A 2,096-nucleotide genomic window follows, 5' to 3' on the forward strand; every position below is an offset into this window, starting at 1 on the left:
GGCGGCTACGCACCCGAAGAGGTCATCGCGCTGTTTGAAGCCGAAAGCGGGCACAGCGTAGAAGTCACGCTGTCCAACAACGAAGAAATGATTGCAAAGCTGCGTGCGACGGCCGGCGGCGGCTTTGATCTGGCACAACCAAGCCAGGACCGGATTGCCGGACCGCAGGCAGAATTCGGCATCTACAAGCCGATGGATCTGACGCAGATCGACGCGTCCCAGTTCATCACATCGATGCTCGAGGCCACCAAGACCAATACAACCGTGGACGGCGAAATCTACGGCGTCCCGCACGTCTGGGGCACCTCCGGCCTGGTTCTTGACACAACCGCCGCGGCATCGGTGAAAGACTATACCGATCTGTGTTCCGACGAGGTCGCGGGCAAAGTGTCCTACCGGCTCAAGCGTCCGACATTGATCGGCTTTGCTTTTGCAATGGGGCTTGATCCTTTTGCAGCCTACGGCGACGAAGCGGCCTACAGCGAGATCATGGATCAGGTCGAAGCCAAGCTGATCGAGTGCAAACCTAACGTCAAAACCTACTGGGGCGGCGGTGACGAGCTGATGAACCTGATCCGCTCTGGCGAAGTTGTGGCATCCATGGCGTGGGATACCGGCGGCTGGAAGCTGAACGGCGAGATGCCAAACGTGACCTTTGTCGCACCGGCATCTGGCGCATTGGGCTGGATCGATACATTTGTGCTGCCCGCCAAAGGCCGCGCTGACGAAGCCGCCTATGACTGGATCAACTTTGTGATGCGCCCCGAAATCTCGGCGATGATCACAAGTAGTGCGGGCAACTTCACCGCGTCCAAAGGGGCCGACGCGTTTGCCGACGCTGCGCTGAAGGCCCAGTATCAGGCCAGCTTCTCGGCGGCTGATGTGGACAACATCAAATGGTATCCGCCTGTGCCTGCTGGTCTTGAAACCATCGAAGGTGGTGTTCTGGACCGCGTCAAAGCAGCCAACTAGGCGGCACACCAACACGGCCCCGCCGGTTTGGCGGGGCCGTCTCTTATCAAAGGACGACACATGACAGCCCCCGATTTAAGATGCCAGAACCTGACCAAAGACTACGGGTCTGTCAGGGCCGTGGATAACGTCAGTTTCGATGTCCCTGCGGGCTCGTTCTTTTCCATTCTCGGGCCGTCGGGCTGCGGGAAAACCACGATCATGCGGATGATTGCGGGCTTCCAGGAACCGACCTCGGGTGACATCCAGATCAAGGGCAAGTCCGTCCTGAACGTGCCACCCAACAAACGACCGGTGAACATGGTGTTCCAGCATCTGGCCCTGTTCCCGATGATGAATGTTGCGGACAACATCGGCTACGGGTTGCGGCGACGCAAAGTCGACAAAACGCAGATCAGCCGCAAAGTTGACGAGGCACTGGACCGCATCGGACTGCCGGGGATCGGCAAACGGCAGGTCAGCGAATTGTCGGGCGGGCAAAAACAGCGCGTGGCGATTGCCCGCTGTATGGTGTTGGAACCCGATGTGCTGCTGCTGGACGAACCCTTGGGTGCGCTTGATCTGAAACTGCGCGACCAGATGAAGGTCGAGCTCAAGGCGCTTCAAGCCGCGTTTGATACCACATTTCTTTATATCACCCACGACCAGAGCGAGGCTTTGGTGATGTCGGATGCGATTGCAGTGATGAACGCCGGTCGGTTTGAACAGGTCGGCGCGGCACAAGACCTGTATCACAATCCCAAGACCGCTTTTGTTGCGGGGTTTGTCGGCGAAAGCAACCGCTGGCTGGGCACCGTGTCGCGCCGCGAGGGCAAACACGTCGAGATCATGGCCGCCGACGGTCAGGCGATCCGCGCACTTGCCTCGGGCGAGGCGCTGGTGCGCGGCGCAAAGGCAGAGGTCTTTGTGCGCCCCGAAGCGATACGGGTCAGTCACGATGCAAGCGACCTGTCAGGGGCTGAAAACATCCTGTCGGGCACCGTCGAGCAGATCCTGTTCAATGGGGCGGCCAGCCGGATTCTGGTGCGACCCGACGGCGGCGGCGAGATTGTGGAAGTGAACATGCCCCAAGCCGGCGGTGTCAGCACATGGGCCAAAGGACACGCCGCCCATGTCGGTTGGTC

The 2,096-nt window shown here is 59.8% G+C and carries 2 protein-coding genes; both read left to right on the plus strand.

Going from position 1 to position 2,096, the window contains the following annotated elements; translation table 11 throughout:
• The coding region (locus AAC077_RS19765) for an extracellular solute-binding protein (protein WP_339773519.1) at positions 1-972 on the plus strand (972 nt) is incomplete at its 5' end.
• A 60-nt stretch (positions 973-1,032) separates the two neighbouring features.
• A partial coding sequence (locus AAC077_RS19770) for an ABC transporter ATP-binding protein (protein WP_339773522.1) occupies positions 1,033-2,096 on the plus strand: 1,064 nt, incomplete at its 3' end.

Origin of the sequence: uncultured Pseudosulfitobacter sp. (assembly GCF_963976325.1) — a bacterium.
Taxonomy (GTDB): Bacteria; Pseudomonadota; Alphaproteobacteria; order Rhodobacterales; family Rhodobacteraceae; genus Pseudosulfitobacter.